This window comes from Pseudoxanthomonas sp., assembly GCF_051953815.1.
GTDB lineage: Bacteria > Pseudomonadota > Gammaproteobacteria > Xanthomonadales > Xanthomonadaceae > Pseudoxanthomonas_A.
The window spans coordinates 115997-134060 of record NZ_JBQCIJ010000036.1 but is presented as its reverse complement, the minus strand read 5'-3'; the positions used below and the strand labels follow the sequence as shown (position 1 = coordinate 134060).

The 18064-nt window shown below is 66.6% G+C and carries 16 protein-coding genes; 10 read left to right on the top strand and 6 right to left on the bottom strand.

Going from position 1 to position 18064, the window contains the following annotated elements; translation table 11 throughout:
• The first annotated feature begins 16 nt into the window (after positions 1-16).
• Positions 17-1468, top strand: coding sequence for a MocR-like transcription factor YczR (yczR, locus tag ACTHN1_RS09945; protein ID WP_440470786.1), 1452 nt, complete (start codon positions 17-19; stop codon positions 1466-1468).
• A gap of 107 nt (positions 1469-1575) precedes the next feature.
• On the opposite strand, the gene ACTHN1_RS09940 is transcribed toward yczR, so the two are convergent.
• From ACTHN1_RS09940 to glmS, 5 genes are all read right to left on the bottom strand, one after another.
• Positions 1576-2031 carry a GNAT family N-acetyltransferase gene (locus tag ACTHN1_RS09940; RefSeq protein ID WP_440470785.1) on the bottom strand — a complete coding sequence of 152 codons (456 nt, stop codon included), beginning with the start codon at positions 2029-2031 and terminating at the stop codon, positions 1576-1578.
• 82 nt (positions 2032-2113) lie between these two features.
• Positions 2114-2446, bottom strand: a complete 333-nt coding sequence (locus tag ACTHN1_RS09935; protein ID WP_440470784.1) for a YrhB domain-containing protein — start codon at positions 2444-2446, stop codon at positions 2114-2116.
• Positions 2447-2679: 233 nt separating this feature from the next.
• Complete coding sequence (locus ACTHN1_RS09930) at positions 2680-3060, bottom strand: hypothetical protein (RefSeq protein ID WP_440470783.1); 381 nt, start codon at positions 3058-3060, stop codon at positions 2680-2682.
• Positions 3061-3095: 35 nt separating this feature from the next.
• Positions 3096-3392, bottom strand: coding sequence for a hypothetical protein (locus ACTHN1_RS09925; protein ID WP_440470782.1), 297 nt, complete (start codon positions 3390-3392; stop codon positions 3096-3098).
• A 100-nt stretch (positions 3393-3492) separates the two neighbouring features.
• A complete protein-coding gene (gene glmS, locus ACTHN1_RS09920; RefSeq protein WP_440470781.1) occupies positions 3493-5319 on the bottom strand; it encodes a glutamine--fructose-6-phosphate transaminase (isomerizing) in 1827 nt (608 codons plus the stop codon).
• Positions 5320-5511: 192 nt separating this feature from the next.
• On the opposite strand from glmS, the gene ACTHN1_RS09915 reads away from it, so the two are divergent.
• The 7 genes from ACTHN1_RS09915 to ACTHN1_RS09885 all read left to right on the top strand — a co-directional run bounded on the left by ACTHN1_RS09915 (position 5512) and on the right by ACTHN1_RS09885 (position 14202).
• Complete coding sequence (locus ACTHN1_RS09915) at positions 5512-6789, top strand: efflux RND transporter periplasmic adaptor subunit (RefSeq protein ID WP_440470898.1); 1278 nt, start codon at positions 5512-5514, stop codon at positions 6787-6789.
• Between the two features lie 96 nt (positions 6790-6885).
• Complete coding sequence (locus tag ACTHN1_RS09910) at positions 6886-7614, top strand: ABC transporter ATP-binding protein (RefSeq protein WP_295376546.1); 729 nt, start codon at positions 6886-6888, stop codon at positions 7612-7614.
• Positions 7615-7624: 10 nt separating this feature from the next.
• Positions 7625-8926 (top strand): ABC transporter permease, encoded by a 1302-nt coding sequence (locus ACTHN1_RS09905; RefSeq protein ID WP_440470780.1) that lies wholly within the window; start codon positions 7625-7627, stop codon positions 8924-8926.
• An 89-nt stretch (positions 8927-9015) separates the two neighbouring features.
• A complete protein-coding gene (locus ACTHN1_RS09900; RefSeq protein WP_440470779.1) occupies positions 9016-10242 on the top strand; it encodes an ABC transporter permease in 1227 nt (408 codons plus the stop codon).
• 59 nt (positions 10243-10301) lie between these two features.
• On the top strand, positions 10302-11528 hold the full coding sequence (locus tag ACTHN1_RS09895; protein ID WP_440470778.1) for an FtsX-like permease family protein: 1227 nt from the start codon (positions 10302-10304) through the stop codon (positions 11526-11528).
• A 2-nt stretch (positions 11529-11530) separates the two neighbouring features.
• Positions 11531-12868: a sigma-54-dependent transcriptional regulator gene (locus ACTHN1_RS09890; RefSeq protein WP_440470777.1), complete on the top strand. Its 1338-nt coding sequence runs from the start codon at positions 11531-11533 to the stop codon at positions 12866-12868.
• Entirely contained in the window at positions 12865-14202 is a 1338-nt protein-coding gene (locus tag ACTHN1_RS09885) for a sensor histidine kinase (protein WP_440470776.1), read from the top strand. The genes ACTHN1_RS09890 and ACTHN1_RS09885 overlap by 4 nt, the downstream gene beginning before the upstream one ends.
• Before the next feature lie 40 nt (positions 14203-14242).
• On the opposite strand, the gene glmU is transcribed toward ACTHN1_RS09885, so the two are convergent.
• Positions 14243-15610 (bottom strand): bifunctional UDP-N-acetylglucosamine diphosphorylase/glucosamine-1-phosphate N-acetyltransferase GlmU, encoded by a 1368-nt coding sequence (gene glmU, locus ACTHN1_RS09880; protein ID WP_440470775.1) that lies wholly within the window; start codon positions 15608-15610, stop codon positions 14243-14245.
• An 83-nt stretch (positions 15611-15693) separates the two neighbouring features.
• Between glmU and ACTHN1_RS09875 the strand changes: the two genes are divergently transcribed.
• Positions 15694-17688, top strand: a complete 1995-nt coding sequence (locus ACTHN1_RS09875; RefSeq protein WP_440470774.1) for a hypothetical protein — start codon at positions 15694-15696, stop codon at positions 17686-17688.
• Positions 17685-18062, top strand: coding sequence for a GtrA family protein (locus ACTHN1_RS09870; protein WP_440470773.1), 378 nt, complete (start codon positions 17685-17687; stop codon positions 18060-18062). The genes ACTHN1_RS09875 and ACTHN1_RS09870 overlap by 4 nt, the downstream gene beginning before the upstream one ends.
• Positions 18063-18064: the final 2 nt, after the last annotated feature.

Genomic DNA, 18064 nt, shown 5'->3' with positions numbered 1-18064 from the left:
GTGCGATAGTGGCCCCATGAACCGCGTACTGGCCCCCGAACGTCTCGCCGCCCTGGTCGGCGACTTCAACCGCTCCCCTGCCTATCGCGGATTGCGCCAGGCGTTGCAGGAGCTGATCGGCGACGGCCGCATCCCGCTGGGCACCCGCCTGCCCAGCGAACGCGCCGTCACCCTGGCCCTGGGCGTCTCGCGCAACACCGTCACCCGCGCCTACGCGGATCTGATCGCCGCCGGGTTCGCCAGCGCACGGCAAGGCGCGGGCACCTATGCGACGGTGCCGCTGGAACGCCGTCGCGCACACGACCACGCCCTGCACGCGTTGGGCAGCGGTCATTCAACCGAGGGCAGCCTCGACCTCAACTGCGCGGCCGGCGCGGCGACGCCCGGCGTGGCCGCCGCCTACGAACGCGCTCTCGCCGCGCTGCCTTCGTATCTGGGCAGCGCTGGCTACCTGCCCTCGGGGCTGCCGCACCTGCAGGCGATGATCGCGGCTTCCTACGCGCGGCGTGGCCTGCCCACCGCGGCGGAACAGATCATCGTCACCTCCGGCGCGTTGTCGGCGCTGGCGATCGTCGCCCGCGCCCTCTCGCGACCGGGCGATCGGGTGATGCTTGAGTCGCCGGTGTACTCCAACGCCATCGAGGCGCTGCGCCTGGGCGGCGGCAAGCTGATCACCTCGCCGCTGGCCGACCCGCTGGGCGAGGACGGCTGGGACATGGACGGCATAGAAGCCACCCTGCGGCAGACGTCGCCTCACCTGGCCTACCTGATTCCCGATTTCCAGAATCCCACCGGCTTCCTGATGGGCGATGCCACGCGCATCCGCTACGCCACCGCGCTGCGGCAGACGCGCACCACCGCCATCGTCGACGAAACCCTGCAGCCCACCGCGTTGTCCGACGCGCCGATGCCCGCGCCTTTCGCCGCGCACGCGGCCGACGCGATCACCCTGGGCAGCGCTTCCAAGATGTTCTGGGGCGGGCTGCGGGTGGGCTGGATACGCGCGCCGCGCGACCTCGTCAGCCGATTGATCACCGCGCGCGTGCAATTCGATCTGGGCAGTTCACTGTTCGACCAACTGGTCGTCGCCGAACTGCTCGCCCAACCGGACATCCTCGCCAACCGTCGCGAGCAACTGCGCCAACGCCGCGACGCGTTGGTGACCGCGCTGCGCGAACATCTGCCCGATTGGCGCTTCCGCGTGCCCGCCGGCGGCCTGACCCTGTGGCTGCAACTGCCCCACGGCAGCGCCACCCGCCTGTGCGCCGACATGGAACGCGTCGGCGTCCACCTCGCCCCCGGCCCCGTCTTCAGCGTGGAAGGCGGGGCCGACGGCTGGCTGCGGATTCCGTACGCCAAGCCGGAAGAGGACCTGGTGCGTGCGGTGAAGGAAGTGGCGAAGGTTTGGACCGCTGCGCCACGGGAATCCACGACGCACTCCGGCGCCGCGCGCCGTCTGATTGCGTGACCCATCACGCAGGACCATCGCTCTGCATTCGCGCCACCCCGCTGGTGGCACGCCATTCGGCCTGACCGGGCACGGGTGCAACCCGCGGCGGCCAGCGAAAGCCCTCCCTAGGGTTTCGCAACCACCCGCAGCACCATCGGCTGATAGCTCAGTCCCGCGGCTTCGTCCGCATCACCCGTGCACTGAAAGCCATAGCGCAGATAGGCCGGTACCGAGGTAAGCGATGCCCTGACCGTGATGTCCGTCGCTCGCGCGTACGCGCTCATCGCGGCGATGAGGGCTTGCCCGATCCCCTGCCGTTGATGCTGTGGACTGACGAACAACAGGGTGAGGTGGCGTCCTTCCTTCAGCTCGATCATGCCCTTGAGCGTTTCGCCCTCCTCGAACACCAGCAGCACGTTGTCGCCCTCCAGGCGCTGCCGGAAAGCTTCCGTAGATGCCAGCTTCCGAAAGGTCTCACTCCCCTGCGTGGACACGGTCGGCGCCACCGTATCGTCGAACGCCGCAATGCAGAGCGCGCTGACGGCATCGATGTCCGTCCGCACCATTTTCCTGATTGCCATGCTACGTGCCTTCGTCGTTCGATTGGCGGTCCAGGCTAGCACCGGATCCGCCGGGCGGCGCTGCTGGAAGGACAAATATCCCTCACCGTCCTTCGATCGACACAATGGCGAGATGTTCACCGTGCGGATCGCCGGTTCGTTCGTACGTCTCGATGTATTCCTCTATCGGTCGCGCCGTTCCCGTTATCCACAACAATCCCGTCTCCCGCTCCACCAGAATGGGAGCGTTTCCCGCAACGGCATATCTGAAATCACCCGTCTCGTGCCATGTTCTCGAAGTGTAGAAAAAGACCCAGCCCCAGGCACGGTCTATCGTCAGTTCGTCCAGGATCATCCAGGAATCCCCCTCCGGAAGCCCGCAGCCCGATGCACCGATTTCTGCTTCCACCCGGAGTCGAGCCAGTTCTTTCGTCATCGCGATCATCGCTTCCCTTCATTTCTGTGCTTACCGTCTTGCGTTCCTCGGAAACAATCATCACTGGGTTGTCCAGCCATAGACGCAAAAACAAACTCACGCCTCGTTCCTGCTGAAGGACGGGAGCCCAAGCGATGGCTCGCCCCGTCGGCAGCAGCCGCCGGCTTCTCCCGTGGCGATCGGGATTCCATCTCAGGTGGCTGAACTAGCCGTGTTCTTGATCAATATCTCGACTACCCGGCAACAACGAAGATCCAGTACAGCGCAAAAGCGAGCGCAACCAATCCCGCAACCCCTAACCATCGCGGATGGAACGTGATGCCCTTTCGGGAATACGCTGGCATCACTCCCTTCTCCATCATGGCAATGAGATCGCTCAGGGCTGCTTCCTGATCTTTGCGATAGTCCTCGTCCTTGACTCTGATATCCGCATCATGCAGATAGAACATGACCAGGGAAGGCAACGGAATATGCGGAAATTCCGCATCCTTCCATGCGGTGAACTTTCGCGAACTCTCATACCAGCCATCCAGCTGAAGCTTCTCCACGGGAGACGACTTCTGCAGGCGCTTGAGTGCTTCGGCCAGCATCAGGTATCGATCGCGGCGTTCCATCGTGTGAGCTGCCCTCCTGGTTGGAATGCGTGCCATCACAAGGCGACGAATACCGAAGAAAAAAACAGTCCGCCTCCCAGCAAAAACCAGGGGACGAGTTGCAGCCAATCCCTGCGATGCAGAATCGCCAGATCATCGAACGTCAGGGTCAGCGCGCTCGGTTTATCCGCACGTGTCCTGGCGCGTTCCAGAATTCTGCTGGGAGCCACGGCCAATATCGTCACGCCGGCCAGGAACAGGCCCACACGTACCGGTTGCCCCATGACCCAAAGGAACACGCCAGCCCCCGTCCATAGCATCAGCAAAGGGAAAATCCTGAACATCCGCATCATTGCCCGAATCCACCCGGCCGTTCATCGTCCACCATCGAAGAATCGCGCGATTCAGGTATCCGGTAAAGCACAAGGGCCGCTTTCGCGGCCCTTGTGTTGATTATTCCACCGTCACCGATTTCGCCAGGTTGCGTGGCTTGTCCACGTCCGTCCCTCGCGCCAGCGCGGTGTGGTACGCCAGCAGCTGGACCGGGATGGTGTGGACCACCGGGCTGAGGACGCCGGTGTGGCGCGGGGTGCGGATGACGTGCACGCCTTCGGACTCGGTGAAGTTGCTGTCCTGGTCGGCGAACACGAACAGTTCCCCGCCGCGGGCGCGGACTTCCTGCATGTTGGACTTCACTTTCTCCAGCAGGGCGTCGTTGGGGGCGATTACGACGACGGGCATGTCGGCGTCCACCAGTGCCAGCGGGCCGTGCTTGAGTTCGCCGGCCGGGTAGGCCTCGGCGTGGATGTAGGAGATTTCCTTGAGCTTGAGCGCGCCTTCCAGGGCGATCGGGTAATGCAGGCCGCGACCGAGGAACAGCGCGTCGGACTTGGGCGCGAAGCGTTCGGCCCAGGCGGCGATCTGCGGTTCCAGGTTGAGCGCGTACTGCACGCTGCCCGGCAGATGGCGCAGCTGTTCCAGGTAGTCGGCCTCCTGCTCCGGGGTGACCTTGCCGTGCAGCTTGCCCAGCACCACGGTGAGCTGGAACAGCGCGGCCAGCTGGGTGGTGAAGGCCTTGGTGGAGGCCACGCCGATTTCGGCGCCGGCGCGGGTGTAGCAGACCAGTTCGCTGGCGCGCGGGATGGCGCTCTCGGGCACGTTGCAGATGGACAGGCTGTGCTTGTGCCCCAGCGACTTGGCGTACTTCAGCGCCTCCATGGTGTCCAGGGTTTCGCCGGACTGGGAGATGGTGACGATGAGGTGCTTCGGATTGGCGTAGGCGGCGCGGTAGCGGTACTCGCTGGCGATTTCCACGCTGCACGGCAGGCCGGCGATGGCTTCGATCCAGTAACGCGCGGTCATGCCGGCGTAGTAGCTGGTGCCGCAGGCGAGGATCTGCACGCCCTCGATGTCCTTCAGCACCGCTTCGGCGTTGGCGCCGAACAGGGTGGGCAGGAAGCCGCCGTCGATGACCGCCTCGATGGTGTCGGCGATGGCGCGCGGCTGCTCGTGGATTTCCTTCTGCATGAAGTGGCGGTACGGGCCCAGCTCCAGCGAGGCCAGCGACACGTCGGAGACATGCACGTCGCGCTCGACCGGCTGGTCGTTGCCGTCGAACACATGCACGGCCTGGCGGGTGACCTCGGCGGTGTCGCCTTCTTCCAGGAAGATCACCTGGCGGGTGGCCTGGATGATGGCCGACACGTCCGAGGCGATGAAGTTCTCGCCCTCGCCCAGGCCGATCAACAGCGGGCAGCCCATGCGGGCGCAGACCATGCGCTCGGGTTCCTTGCGGCTGACCACGGCCAGCGCGTAGGCGCCGGTGAGTTCCTTGACAGTGCGTTGCAGCGCGGTGAGCAGATCGTCACCGCCCTTGAGGTGGTGGTGCATCAGGTGGGCGATGACTTCGGTGTCGGTCTGCGACTCGAATTCGTAGCCCAGCGCGCGCAGCTTCTCGCGCTGTTCCTCGTGGTTCTCGATGATGCCGTTGTGCACCAGCGCCACGCCGTGGCTGATGTGCGGGTGGGCGTTGGCCTCGGTGACGCCGCCGTGGGTGGCCCAGCGGGTGTGGCCGATGCCCAGGTTGGCGTTGAAGCCTTCGGCGGCGGCGGCGTTCTCCATCTCCGACACCCGGCCGGTGCGGCGCACCCGGCGCACGTCCTTCTGCTCGACCACGGCGATGCCGGCGGAGTCGTAGCCGCGGTATTCCAGCCGCTTCAGTCCTTCGATGAGTACCGGTACCACGTCGCGATCGGCGATCGCTCCCACAATCCCGCACATAGAGTTTTGTCCACCTGAGTCAAAACGAGTCCCGATTGTAATGGGGGTGGACAGAACGGACAGTGTCCGCGCCGATGTCCGCGGACACCCGGACACTCGTCCGACGCCCTCATCCCCCTTTTGAATCAATTAGTTGCGTTTGGCACGCATTCTGCATTGATGGGGCGTCTTCCCAATAAACGCATGCCATCGATGATTCGGGACACCTCCGCGCAAGACCGCCCCCTGAGTGCCGGCCCCGCCGCGACCGCCGCGCCGAACTGGAAGCGCTGGCTGCTGCCCGCCGCCGGCGCCCTGGCCCTGTTGCTGGTCATCGTGTTCGCCGTGCGCGGCTGGGTGGGCGGCAGCCGATCCTTCGACGGCGCGCGGGTGCGCATCGCCGAGGTCAAGCGCGGTGATCTGGTGCGCGACATCTCCGCCGACGGCCGGCTCATCGCCTCCAACAGCCCCACCCTGTACGCCATCGCCGGCGGCGTGGTGACGCTGAAGGTGGTGGCCGGCGACAAGGTGACCAAGGGCCAGGTGCTGGCCGAAATCGACAGTCCTGAGCTGCGCAGCAAGCTGGCGCAGGAGCAGGCGGCGCTGGCCGGCCTGGAAGCCGAGGCCAGCCGCGCCACCCTGGACGCGGCGGTGACCCGGGCCAACGCGCAGAAGGCGATGGATCAGGCCGAGATCGACCGCCAGGCCGCCAAGCGCGACCTGGAACGCTACGAGCGCGGCTTCGACGGCGGCGCGGTGCCGCAGATCGACGTGGCCAAGGCCAAGGACGACCTGCGCAAGACCGAGATCGCGATGGAGCACGCCCGCAAGGACGTCAACCTGCAGGGCCAGGGCGCCAGCCTGGATGCGCGCAACAAGCAGCTGATGGCCGAACGCCAGCGCTCCATCGTGGCCGAGGTGCAGCGCCAGGTCGACGCGCTGACCCTGCGCTCGCCGTTCGATGGCCAGGTCGGCCAGGTGCAGGCGGTGCAGCGTTCCAATGTGGCGATCAACGCGCCGGTGATGAGCGTGGTGGATCTGTCCAAGTTCGAAGTGGAGATCAAGGTGCCGGAAAGCTTCGCCCGCGATCTGGCGATCGGCATGCCCGCCCAGCTGACCAGCAACGGCCAACCGTTCCCCGGCGAGATTTCGGCGGTGTCGCCGGAAGTGGTGAACGGCGAGGTCAACGCGCGCATCCGTTTCAGCGACAAGCAGCCGCCGGGCCTGCGCCAGAGCCAGCGCATGAGCGCGCGCATCCTGATGGACACGCGCCGCAACGTGCTGATGGTCGAGCGCGGTCCGTTCGTCGAACAGTCCGGCGGCCGCTACGCCTATGTGATGGACGGCAACTCGGCGGTGCGCCGGCCGGTGCAGTTGGGCGTGAGCAGCCTGAGCGCGGTGGAGGTCGTCAGTGGCCTGCAGCCGGGCGACAAGGTGGTGGTTTCCGGCAGCGACCAGTTCGGCGACGCCGAGCGGGTCTCCATCAACTGATTTCCCGAATCGATTTTCCCGAATTCCCGTTTTTCCGTACTCGCCGTTCCCCGTATCCAGACTTCCATGCTTCGCACACACCAGAAGGACTTCGCCATGCTCGAGATGCGTTCGGTTTCCAAGGTCTACCGCACTTCCCAGGTGGAGACGCACGCGCTGCGCTCCCTCGACCTGCACGTCCGCGATGGCGAATTCGTGGCGGTGACCGGTCCGTCGGGCTCGGGCAAGACCACCTTCCTCAATATCGCCGGCCTGCTGGAGACCTTCACCGGCGGCACCTACACCCTGGACGGCCAGGACGTGAGCGGGCTGTCGGATGACGCGCGCAGCAAGCTGCGCAACCAGAAGATCGGCTTCATCTTCCAGAGCTTCAACCTGATTCCGGATCTGAACCTGTTCGACAACGTCGACGTGCCGCTGCGCTACCGCGGCATGAGCGCCGCCGAGCGCAAGCAGCGCATCGAGGACGCGCTGACCCGGGTCGGCCTGGGCTCGCGCATGAAGCATTACCCGTCCGAGCTGTCCGGCGGCCAGCAGCAGCGCGCGGCGATCGCGCGCGCCCTGGCCGGCACGCCGAAGATCCTGCTGGCCGACGAACCGACCGGCAACCTGGACTCGCAGATGGCGCGCGGCGTGATGGAGCTGCTGGAGGAAATCAACAGCCAGGGCACCACCATCATCATGGTCACCCACGATCCGGAACTGGCCGCGCGCGCGCAGCGCAACGTGCACATCGTCGATGGCGCCGCCACCGACCTGACCACCGAACCGCGACTGATTTCCACGGTGGGCCTGGACGTCAACCTCGCTCCCGCCCAGGCCTGAGGAGCTGACCATGTTCGGTTACTACTTCCAGTTGGCCCTGCGCAGCTTCAAGCGCAACAAGGTGCTGACCGCGCTGATGATCCTGGCCATCGCGCTGGGCATCGGCGCCAGCATGACCACCCTGACCGTGTTTTACATCCTGTCCGGCGACCCGATGCCCGGCCGCAGCCACACCCTGTTCTATCCGCAGATGGATCCGCAGGGCAAGGACGGCTACGTCGCCGGCGAGGAGCCGGCGGAGCAGGTGACCCGTTTCGATGCCGAAGCGCTGCTGCGCGAGAAGAAAGGCGACCGCCAGGCGTTGATGACCGGCGGCGGCATCAGCATCGAGCCGGAAAAGCAGGGCCTGTCGCCGTTCGTGGTGGACGCCCGCTACACCTCGGCCGATTTCTTCGCGATGTTCGACGCTCCGTTCGATCACGGCAATGGCTGGACCGCCAAGGAGGATGACGCCCAGGCCCGGGTGGCGGTGATTTCCAAGAAACTCAACGACAAGCTGTTTGACGGCGGCAACAGCGTGGGCAAGTCCATCCGCATCGATCAACACGAATTCCGCGTGATCGGCGTGCTGAAGGAATGGCGCCCCACCCCGCGTTTCTACGACATGAACAGCGATCGCTACGGCGAACTGGAACAGGCGTTCCTGCCGTTCTCGACCGCCGTGAACCTGAAGATGGGACGCAATGGCTCGATGGACTGCTGGGGCGACAGCAACGGCGACGAGACCGGCGTCAACGCGCCGTGCGTGTGGATGCAGTACTGGGTGCAGCTGGATTCGCCGGAGAAGGTGGATGCCTATCGGCAATACCTGGTGAACTACTCCGATCAGCAGCGTCGTTCCGGCCGCTTCGAGCGCCCGACCAACGTGCGCCTGCGCAACGTGATGGAGTGGCTGGACTACAAGCGGGTGGTGCCCAACGACGTGCGCCTGCAGACCTGGCTGGCGTTCGGTTTCCTGCTGGTGTGCCTGATCAACACGGTGGGCCTGTTGCTGGCCAAGTTCATGCGCCGCTCCAGCGAAATCGGCGTGCGCCGCGCCCTGGGCGCCTCCAAGGGAGCGATCTTCACCCAGGCGCTGGTGGAGGCCGGCACCATCGGCCTGGCCGGTGGGGTGCTCGGACTGGGACTTGCCCTGCTGGGCCTGTGGGCGGTGCGCCAGCAGCCGGCCAGTTACGCCGAACTGGCGCATCTGAATCCGGTGATGCTGCTGACGACCTTCGGTCTGGCGATCCTGGCCAGCGTGCTGGCGGGTCTGCTGCCCGCTTGGCGCGCCTGCCAGGTGACCCCGGCCATCCAGCTCAAATCCCAATGATCCTGCGGCCGTGCCGGTCGATGGAGTCGCGGTAGCTCTCTCTCCCGCGTATCCCTCGGCCGGTCCGGCAACTTCCCGGAGCACACCTCATGGACATCCGCCCCATTTTCTCGGCACTGCGCCGGCACAAGACCGCCGCCGCGCTGATCGTCATCGAGATCGCGCTCAGCTGCGCGATCATCTGCAACGCCCTGTTCCTGATCAACGGACGTATCGAACGCATGGACCGCGTCAGCGGCCTGGCCGAGAACGAAGTCGTGCGCGTGCAGCTGGCCGGCATCGGCCGCGACGACAACGCCGAAGCGCTGACCAAGGCCGATCTGGCTTCACTGCGCTCGATTCCCGGCGTCAAGTTCGCCTCGGCGACCAACCAGGTCGCGTTCAACAACAGTTCCTGGAACAGCGGCGTTCGCCTGCAGCAGGATCAGACCCACCAGAACCTCAATGCCACGGTGTACATGGCCGATGACCAGTTCATCGACACGCTGGGCCTGAACCTGATTGCCGGTCGCAATTTCAGCAGCGATGAATATCAGGAGTGGGAGGCCATCAACAAGCCCGACACCCCGGCCAGCATTCCGGTGGCGATCATCACCCGCAGCATGGCCCAGGCGCTGTACCCGGACCAGGATGCGCTGGGCAAGACGTTCTACAGCTGGGGCAACGAGCCGATCAAGATCGTCGGCATCGTCGACCATCTGGTCCGTCCCAGCGACCAGGGTGGCCCGACCGCGTACGAGTACTCGATGATCTTCCCGATCCGGGTGCACTACAACATCGGCGGCCACTACCTGCTGCGCACCGAACCCGGCCGCCGCGCCGAAGTGCTGAAGGCCGCCGAGGACGTGCTGCTGAAGAACAGCCCCAACCGCATCGTCCTGGAGAAGGAAACCCTGGAGGAAATGCGCCAGAACTTCTACCGCCAGGATCGCTCGATGGCGTGGCTGCTGGTGGCGGTGTGCGTGGCCCTGCTGATCGTGACCGCGCTGGGCATCGTCGGCCTGGCCAGCTTCTGGGTGCAGCAGCGCTCCAAGCAGATCGGCGTGCGCCGGGCGCTGGGCGCGACCCGCAGTCAGATCCTGCGCTACTTCCAGACCGAGAACTTCCTGCTCGCCTCGCTGGGCATCGTCATCGGCATGGCGCTGGCGTACGGCATCAACCAGATGCTGATGGGCAAGTACGAACTGGCGCGACTGCCGCTGTATTACCTGCCGGTGGGCGCGGTGCTGCTGTGGCTGCTGGGCCAGATATCGGTGCTCGGCCCCGCCCTGCGCGCGGCATCAGTGCCGCCGGCGGTGGCGACCCGCAGCGCCTGATTCACTTCCCCCTCGACTCCCCGCCTTCCGGCGGGGAGTCTTCTTCCGCCGGGTGAACCATGAACTTCCGTTCCCTGTGCCGACTCCCGCTCCTGCTGCTGTGCCGGCATCGCGGCCTGGCCGCGCTGCTGGTGCTGGAAGTCGCGATCGGTTTCCTGCTCCTGTATCTCGCCTGGCAGGCACAGGCGAACTGGCGGCGGGCATTGGAGGCCCCCAGCGGTCTCGATGAAGCCGCGTTGCTGGTGGTTCCTCCGATGGGGCGCGCGGGCGACCCCGTCGACGTGCCGGCCTTGATCCGTGCCCTGCGGCATCTGCCGGGCGTACAGGCCGCCGCCCTCACCAACCAGGTGCCCTACGATCGCAATTCGTGGAATGGCTCCGTGGGCGCCCGCCTTCCGGTCGGGCGGGAACACATCGCCAGCGTATACATGGGCGGTCCGGCCCTGGCGGACGCACTGGGCCTGCGCCTGGGCGCCGGACGTGGCCTGAGCGCGACGGAAGAGGAAATCATGGATCCCCGCGCCCGCAACGACACCGAACTGCCGGCCCTGATCACGCAGGCGCTTGCCGAACGGCTGTATCCCGATCAATCCGCGGTGGGACGACCGATCATGGGCCTGCCGCGCCCGATACGCGTCGTCGGCGTCGTCGAACGGCTGCCGCTTCCGCTGGGCAGCCTCGGCAACGCCTCGCCCGGCGCGGCGATGCTGCTGCCGCTGCGGCCCGACGACGCTTCCTGGGCCTACCTGTTGATCCGCACCGATCCGCGACAACGCGACGCGGTGGCGCGTCGGGTCCATGCGTTGCTGGTCGCGCGCCATCCCGAGCGCCCCGTGGCCATGCCGTTGCGCGTGGATGAGATGCGCCTGCAGACCCTGCATGCGGAAAACCGCTGGCGGTGGACGACACTGGCCTGTGCCACCGGATGGTGGCTGCTGACCCTGTTGAGCCTGGGGGTGGCCGGCCACCTGTGGGTGCAGCAGAGCGCGTTGCGAATCAGCCTGCATCGCGCGGTCGGCGCCACTACGCGGCAGATCCGGTTGGCGGTGCGCTGGGAACATTTCCTCATCACCCTGACGGGCATCGGCCTGGGCACCCTCGCCGCGCGCGGCCTGTTCCATCGCCTGCCTGCGCCATGGACCGCGGAACCCGCCTCGCCATGGTGGCTGCTCGGCGCCGCGTTGCTGATTCTGGCGGCATCGCAGTTGGCCGCCACCTGGCCGGCGCGCCGCGCGGCCGGGGTCGCACCGGAGCGCGTGACGCGCAGACCCTGGGTTAGGCTATAGGCATGCCCACCATCCTCGTCATCGACGACAACCGCGCCGTCAGCACCGCGCTGGAAGTCCTGTTTTCCCTGCACGACATCACCACCCTGCACGCCGAGTCGCCGGAGGCCGGCCTGGCCACCCTGCGGCAGGAGCCGGTGGACCTGGTGATCCAGGACATGAACTTCTCCGCCGACACCACCTCGGGCGCGGAAGGCGAAGCATTGTTCGCCGAAATCCGCGCGCAGCACCCGGACCTGCCGGTGATCCTGCTGACCGCGTGGACCCATCTGGAAGCGGCGGTGAACCTGATCAAGGCCGGCGCGGTGGACTACATCGCCAAGCCGTGGGACGACCGCAAGCTGCTGGCGACCGTCAACAACCTGATCGAACTGTCGGAAGCGCGCAGCGAACTGGATCGCCGCCGCAGCCGCGAGCGCCGCAGCCGCGAACAACTGGCTTCCCGCTACGACCTGCGCGGATTCGTATTCGAGGATCCGGCCAGCGAACGCATGATCGCGCTGGCCTGCCAGGTGGCGCGCTCGGATCTGCCGGTGCTGATCACCGGTCCCAACGGCAGCGGCAAGGAAAAGATCGCCGAGATCATCCAGGCCAACTCCAGCGTGAAGTCCGGCCCGTTCGTGACCCTCAACTGCGGCGCCTTGCCTTCCGAGCTGATCGAGGCCGAACTGTTCGGCGCCGAGGCCGGCGCCTACACCGGCGCCAACAAGGCGCGCGAGGGCAAGTTCGAGGCGGCCGATGGCGGCACCCTGTTCCTCGATGAAATCGGCAACCTGCCATTGGCGGGACAGATGAAGCTGCTGCGCGTGCTGGAAACCGGCCGCTTCGAACGCCTGGGCTCCAACCGCGAACGGCGGGTCACCGTGCGGGTGATCAGCGCGACCAACGCGGATCTGCCCGGCATGATCCGCGAAGGCAGTTTCCGCGAGGATCTGTACTACCGGCTCAACGCGATCGAACTGAGCCTGCCGCCGCTGGCCGAGCGCCCGGGCGACATCCTGCCGCTGGCCGAACACTTCCGCCCCGCCGACAAGCCCATCGCCGAATCGGCGCGCGCCGCGCTGGCGCGGCACGGCTGGCCGGGTAACGTGCGCGAACTGCGCAACGTGATGCAGCGCGCCGGCCTGCTGGCGCAGGGACCGCGCATCGAAGCCGACGATCTCAATCTGCCGCGCGCCGCGCCGGTACGCAGCGCGCCGGTGGACGAGCCGGACAAGGCGGCGCTGGAAAGCGCGCTGAGCCGGGCCGGTGGCGTGATCGCGCAGGCGGCGGCCGAGCTGGGCCTGAGCCGGCAGGCGCTGTATCGCCGCATGGATCGCTACGGTATTCCACGCGAATGATCCGCCGCTCGCTCGCCGGTCGCCTGCTGCTATGGCTGCTGCCTTCGATGGCGGTGGCCATCGGCCTGCCGCTGCTGCTGCATCGCTGGCTGAGCGACGAGCGGCTGGCGTTCCTGCTGTCGGCGCTCATCGCGCTGCCGCTGGTGATGCTGGCGGTGCGGCGTGCGCTGGCGCCGATGAACTCGTTGTTCCGCGCGTTGTCCGGCAGCGTGAACAGCTACCGCGATGGCGAATACAACTTCGGCATCCATTGGGACAGCCCGGACGAACTGGGCGCGCTGGTGGCCTCGCACGGCGAGCTGGGCGACGTGCTGCGCGAACAGCGCCAGAGCCTGGTCCAGCGCGAGCTGCTGCTCGACACCATGGTTCAGAACACGCCGGTGGCCATGCTGTTGCTGGCCTCCGGTGGCGACGGCGTGCGCCGGGTGGTGTTCGCCAATGTCGCCGCGCGCAAGCTGCTGCACGGTGGCTGGAAGCTGGAAGGACAGAACTTCGACATGCTGCTGGAAAACGCCCCGCTGGAAATGCGCGAGGCGCTCGCACGGGGCGGTGACAGCCTGTTCGCGGTGGCCCAGGAAGACAATGAGGAAGAAGAGCAGGTCTATCACTTGGCGCGCCGCCACTTCCGCCTGAATGGCCGCCGCCACGAACTGCTGCTGCTGCGCCTGCTGACCAGCGAACTGCGCCGGCAGGAAGTGATGACCTGGAAGAAGGTCATCCGCGTGATCAGCCACGAGCTCAACAATTCGCTCGCCCCCATCGCCTCGCTGGCGCACTCGGGCAACGAGCTGACCCGGCGCGGGCGCCATGATCGGCTGGAGGAGATCTTCTCCACCATCGAGGAGCGCGCCCGCCATCTGGAAGGCTTCATTCGCGGCTACGCGCGTTTCGCCAAGCTGCCGCAGCCGCAGTTGCAGACCATCCACTGGAATACCTGGCTGGAAGGCCTGCGCCGGCAGATCACGTTCCAGCTGGAGATGCCGGACGATGACCTCAGCAGCCGCATCGATCCGGCGCAGCTGGAGCAGGCGCTGCTGAACCTGCTGAAGAACGCGCACGAATCCGGTTCCGCCATGGAAGGCGTGGCGATGAAGGTCACCCGCCTGCCCGACTGGATCCGCCTGGAAGTGATGGATCGCGGCAGCGGCATGAACGACGCGGTGCTGCAGAACGCGCTGGTGCCGTTCTACTCCACCAAGCGCAACGGCACCGGCCTGGGCCTGGCGCTGACCCGCGAGATCGTCGAGGCCCATGGCGGCCGCCTGTCCCTGCATAATCGCGAAGGCGGCGGCCTGTGCGTGGCGATCCAGCTGCCGGACAATCCGGCCATCTGAGCGCGCGTCGCTCCGACAGGGATCCCTGCTCCGTCCCGCCTCAGGACTTCTTCTTCGGACGCTGCCAGCCTTCGACGCTCATCTGGCGGCCGCGGGCGATGGTGAGCTGATCGGCGGGCGCGTGCTTGGTGATCACCGATCCGGCGCCGATGGTGGCGTTGCGGCCCAGGGTCACCGGCGCCACCAGCGACGAGTTGGAGCCGACGAACACGCCATCCTCGATGGTGGTGGTGAACTTGTTGACGCCATCGTAGTTGCAGGTGATGGTGCCGGCGCCGATGTTGACCCCGGCGCCGATCACGGCATCGCCCAGGTAGGTCAGATGGTTGGCCTTGCTGCCCAGGCCCAGGGTGATCTTCTTGGTCTCGACGAAGTTGCCGACATGCACGCCGTCGGCCAGCACGGTCCCCGGGCGCAGGCGCGCATAGGGCCCGATCTGGGCGGCGTCGCCGCAGATCACGCCATCCAGATCGCAATGCGCGCGCACCAGCGTGCCGGCACCCAGCTTGACATCCTTGAGCCGGGTGAACGGGCCGATGCGCACACCGTCGCCCAATTCGACCTCGCCTTCCAGGATCACGTCCACGTCGATTTCGACGTCACGCCCCACCTTCACGGTGCCGCGCAGATCGAAGCGCGACGGATCCAGCACGCGGGCGCCCTGCGTGCACAGCGCGCGCGCCGCGCGCAGCTGGTAGGCACGCTCCAGCTGCGAGAGCTGCCAGGGATCATTGGCGCCTTCGGCCTCGATGGGATCGGCCACCAGCACCATTTCCGCCGGACTGAATTCCCCCGCCGCCGACGCGAAGATGTCGGTCAGGTAGTACTCGCCCTGGGCGTTGTGGTTGGACAGCGCCGACAACCAGCGGCGCAGCGCGGTCGATTCGGCGGCGATGATGCCGGTATTGATGGTGCGGATGCGACGCTGTTCGTCGCTGGCATCCTTGTGTTCGACGATGGCGGCGACCCGGCCCTCGGCGTCGCGCAGCACGCGGCCGTAGCCGCTGGGATCTTCCGGCTCGGCCACCAGCACGGCCACCCGGCCCGACGCCGCCAGCAGGCGCTGCAGGGTTTCCGGGCGGGTCAGCGGCACATCGCCGTACAGCACCAGCACGCTCGCCGCGTCGGGCACCTGCGGCATCGCCTGGGCCACCGCGTGTCCGGTTCCGAGCTGCTGGGCCTGGTGCGCCCATTGCAGATCCGCCTGGTCGGCGAAGGCCGCCTGCACCTGGTCCCCGCCATGCCCGTACACCACGTGGATGCCGGCCGGCGCCAGCGTCCGCGCCGCCTCTATGACATGCGCCAGCATCGGTCGCCCGGCGATCGGTTGCAGCACCTTGGGCAGCGCCGACTTCATGCGCTTGCCTTCGCCGGCGGCGAGGATGATGACGTGCAGGGGGTGGCTCATCTGACTCTCCTTGCAATCCGCCGGGATTTTCGGGGCGGACTGATAGCATAGGCGAACTCTCGCCTTGTTCTGTATAGGGATGTATGCAAGCTGTTGTCCAACGGGTGGAGCGCGCCCTGATCTGGTTGGGTCCCGCGGCCGTGGTCATCGGCCTGGCGCGGTATCGCCTGTGGGAACAATGGCCCTCCGGTCGCCTGGATGATCTGCTGATACTCGGCCTGGTCGCCTGGGGTTTCTCCTGGATGACAGCACGTATCTCGCGCCTGCCGCAGGCCACCGGCGTGGTGGTGTTCTGGCTGCTGCTGCTGCTCGTGTTCGCCGGCCCGCTGCCGGTGCTGGCCACCGCGTTGCTGGTGCTGACGGCGCTCGCACTGGGCGGCTTGTTGCTCGCCCAAGGCCCCGCCGCGTTGCAGGCGTTGTTGGGCGTGCTGTTGCTGGCGGGCGTACTGGGCTGGGTGCTGCCGCTGCCGGTGCATCGCGGTTGGGTCTATCTACTGCTGTGCGCGGGCCTGGTGGCATGGCGCTGGCGCGCGGGCCTGCGGACATTGCGGGCCACCTGGATCGGCTGGAACCAAGTGGTGGCCGCCTCGCCTGGCCTCGCCACGTTCTGCGTCATCGTCATCGGCCTGGCGGCCGCCGGTTGCTGGCTGCCGACGCTCCAGTACGACGATCTGGCCTATCACCTGCGATTGCCATGGCAATTGCAGGAGCAGGGCTTCTATGCGCCCGCGCCGCAGTATCAGGTGTGGGCGCTGGCGCCCTGGCTGTCCGACGTGGTGCATGCCTTGCCGCAATTGATGGCCGGTGCCGAAGCGCGAGGACCGGTCAATGCGTTCTGGGTGCTGGTGCTCGCGAGTGGACTGTGGCACCTCAGTGACCGTCTCGGCGCTTCCACCGCCGCACGCTGGCTTGCCATGGCCGTCGCCCTCAGCCTGCCACTGACCACCGCATTGGTGGGTGGCATGCAGACCGAGTTGCCCACCGCCGCGACCCTGGTCTGGCTGTTCGCGCTGGTCGCGGGGCCGCGTGACGGCGGTTTCCGGTTCTGGCTGGCGCTGGCAGTGCTGGCGGGCGGCCTGATGGCCATCAAGACAACCTCGGGCGCGATGGCCGCCATTCCGTTGCTGTGGGCGTTGTTTCGTCATCCTTGGCCGTCCGTGCCGCGGATCCTGCTGGTCATGGTCTCAGGGCTGGCGGTCGCCGGCTCGAGCTATCTGTATGGCGAGGTGCTGGCGGGCAATCCGGTGCTGCCGCTGTTCAATGCCTGGTTCAAGTCACCCTACTTCGCTTCCACGAATTTTTTCGACGCGCGCTGGCAGACCGGATTCGGGCCGGGTCTGTTCTGGGACATGAGCTTCGATACGGATCGCTACGTCGAAGCCTATGACGGCGGCGGCGGATTCCTGCTGATCGCCCTGGCGGGGCCGTGGCTGCTTTCGCTGCTGCACCGGAACACCCGCGCCGCCGCGCTCGCCGCCACCACCGTACTCCTGCTCCCGCTGATCCCGCTTCAGTATCTCCGCTACGCCTATCCCGGTCTGGCGGTGCTGTCGGCCGTGCTGGTGACGACCGCTTTTACGGTCAACGCCCGCGATGCGCGCCGGCTGGCGATCGGGTTGTGCGTACTGCATCTGGCGTTCCAGGCCAATGGGCACTGGACCCTGCGCTATGGTGCGATCAAGCAGACCGTCAAGGCGGCTGGTCGGGATGCGCCATTGCTGGCGAAGTACGCGCCCGAGCGCCTGCTTGCGGATCAGATCCGCCAGCGGGGTGGTCCGGCCGGCAACGTACTGGTGCTCGATGCTTCGCAGGCGTTCTTCGCCGAGTTCGGTACCCGTGGACGCACCGTGAGCTGGTATTCGCCTCTATTGTCGACCGCCGCAGCCGTGGCCGAGCAGGATCCGAGCGGCCAAGGCTGGGTTGCATTCCTGCGGCGCGAGAACATCAGCGACGTGATCGCCCGCAGCAAGACCACCACTGCCGCGCAGCGCAAGGCGCTGTTGGCCTCTGGCGCCAGGCAACAGATGGTCGTCGAGGAAACGGAATGGTGGATCCTTCCATCGGAGACCGCGCCGTGACCCTGGCCCGGCAAAGCCGGCTGTTTCTGGTGATGGGATTCCTGCAGTGGATCCTGGACTGGCTGGTCACGGTCGGACTGAGCCGCGCGGGCCTGTCATTGGAAATCGCGAATGTCTGTGGCCGGATCGCCGGCGCCTTGTTCGGCTTCTGGTTGAACGGCACGATCACGTTCTCCGCGGAACGTCCGCTGGGACGGCAACAGCTGCTGCGATTCCTGATTGTCTGGGTCGCGCTCACTTGCATCAGCACCTGGGCGGTCGGACAGGTAGGCCGGGCCGCCAGCCTGGAGGTCGCCTGGCTGGTGAAGCCACTGGTGGAGGCTGCACTGGCCGTCGTCAGTTTCTTCGTATCGCGCCATTGGATCTATCGTTGAGC

What these genes read in the sequence shown, in the direction of transcription:
- yczR (WP_440470786.1), top strand. Translation starts at nt 17, where the DNA reads ATGAACCGCGTACTGGCCCCCGAACGTCTCGCCGCCCTGGTCGGCGAC.
- ACTHN1_RS09940 (WP_440470785.1), bottom strand. Translation starts at nt 2,031, where the DNA reads ATGGCAATCAGGAAAATGGTGCGGACGGACATCGATGCCGTCAGCGCG.
- ACTHN1_RS09935 (WP_440470784.1), bottom strand. Translation starts at nt 2,446, where the DNA reads ATGACGAAAGAACTGGCTCGACTCCGGGTGGAAGCAGAAATCGGTGCA.
- ACTHN1_RS09930 (WP_440470783.1), bottom strand. Translation starts at nt 3,060, where the DNA reads ATGGAACGCCGCGATCGATACCTGATGCTGGCCGAAGCACTCAAGCGC.
- ACTHN1_RS09925 (WP_440470782.1), bottom strand. Translation starts at nt 3,392, where the DNA reads ATGATGCGGATGTTCAGGATTTTCCCTTTGCTGATGCTATGGACGGGG.
- glmS (WP_440470781.1), bottom strand. Translation starts at nt 5,319, where the DNA reads ATGTGCGGGATTGTGGGAGCGATCGCCGATCGCGACGTGGTACCGGTA.
- ACTHN1_RS09915 (WP_440470898.1), top strand. Translation starts at nt 5,512, where the DNA reads ATGATTCGGGACACCTCCGCGCAAGACCGCCCCCTGAGTGCCGGCCCC.
- ACTHN1_RS09910 (WP_295376546.1), top strand. Translation starts at nt 6,886, where the DNA reads ATGCTCGAGATGCGTTCGGTTTCCAAGGTCTACCGCACTTCCCAGGTG.
- ACTHN1_RS09905 (WP_440470780.1), top strand. Translation starts at nt 7,625, where the DNA reads ATGTTCGGTTACTACTTCCAGTTGGCCCTGCGCAGCTTCAAGCGCAAC.
- ACTHN1_RS09900 (WP_440470779.1), top strand. Translation starts at nt 9,016, where the DNA reads ATGGACATCCGCCCCATTTTCTCGGCACTGCGCCGGCACAAGACCGCC.
- ACTHN1_RS09895 (WP_440470778.1), top strand. Translation starts at nt 10,302, where the DNA reads ATGAACTTCCGTTCCCTGTGCCGACTCCCGCTCCTGCTGCTGTGCCGG.
- ACTHN1_RS09890 (WP_440470777.1), top strand. Translation starts at nt 11,531, where the DNA reads ATGCCCACCATCCTCGTCATCGACGACAACCGCGCCGTCAGCACCGCG.
- ACTHN1_RS09885 (WP_440470776.1), top strand. Translation starts at nt 12,865, where the DNA reads ATGATCCGCCGCTCGCTCGCCGGTCGCCTGCTGCTATGGCTGCTGCCT.
- glmU (WP_440470775.1), bottom strand. Translation starts at nt 15,610, where the DNA reads ATGAGCCACCCCCTGCACGTCATCATCCTCGCCGCCGGCGAAGGCAAG.
- ACTHN1_RS09875 (WP_440470774.1), top strand. Translation starts at nt 15,694, where the DNA reads ATGCAAGCTGTTGTCCAACGGGTGGAGCGCGCCCTGATCTGGTTGGGT.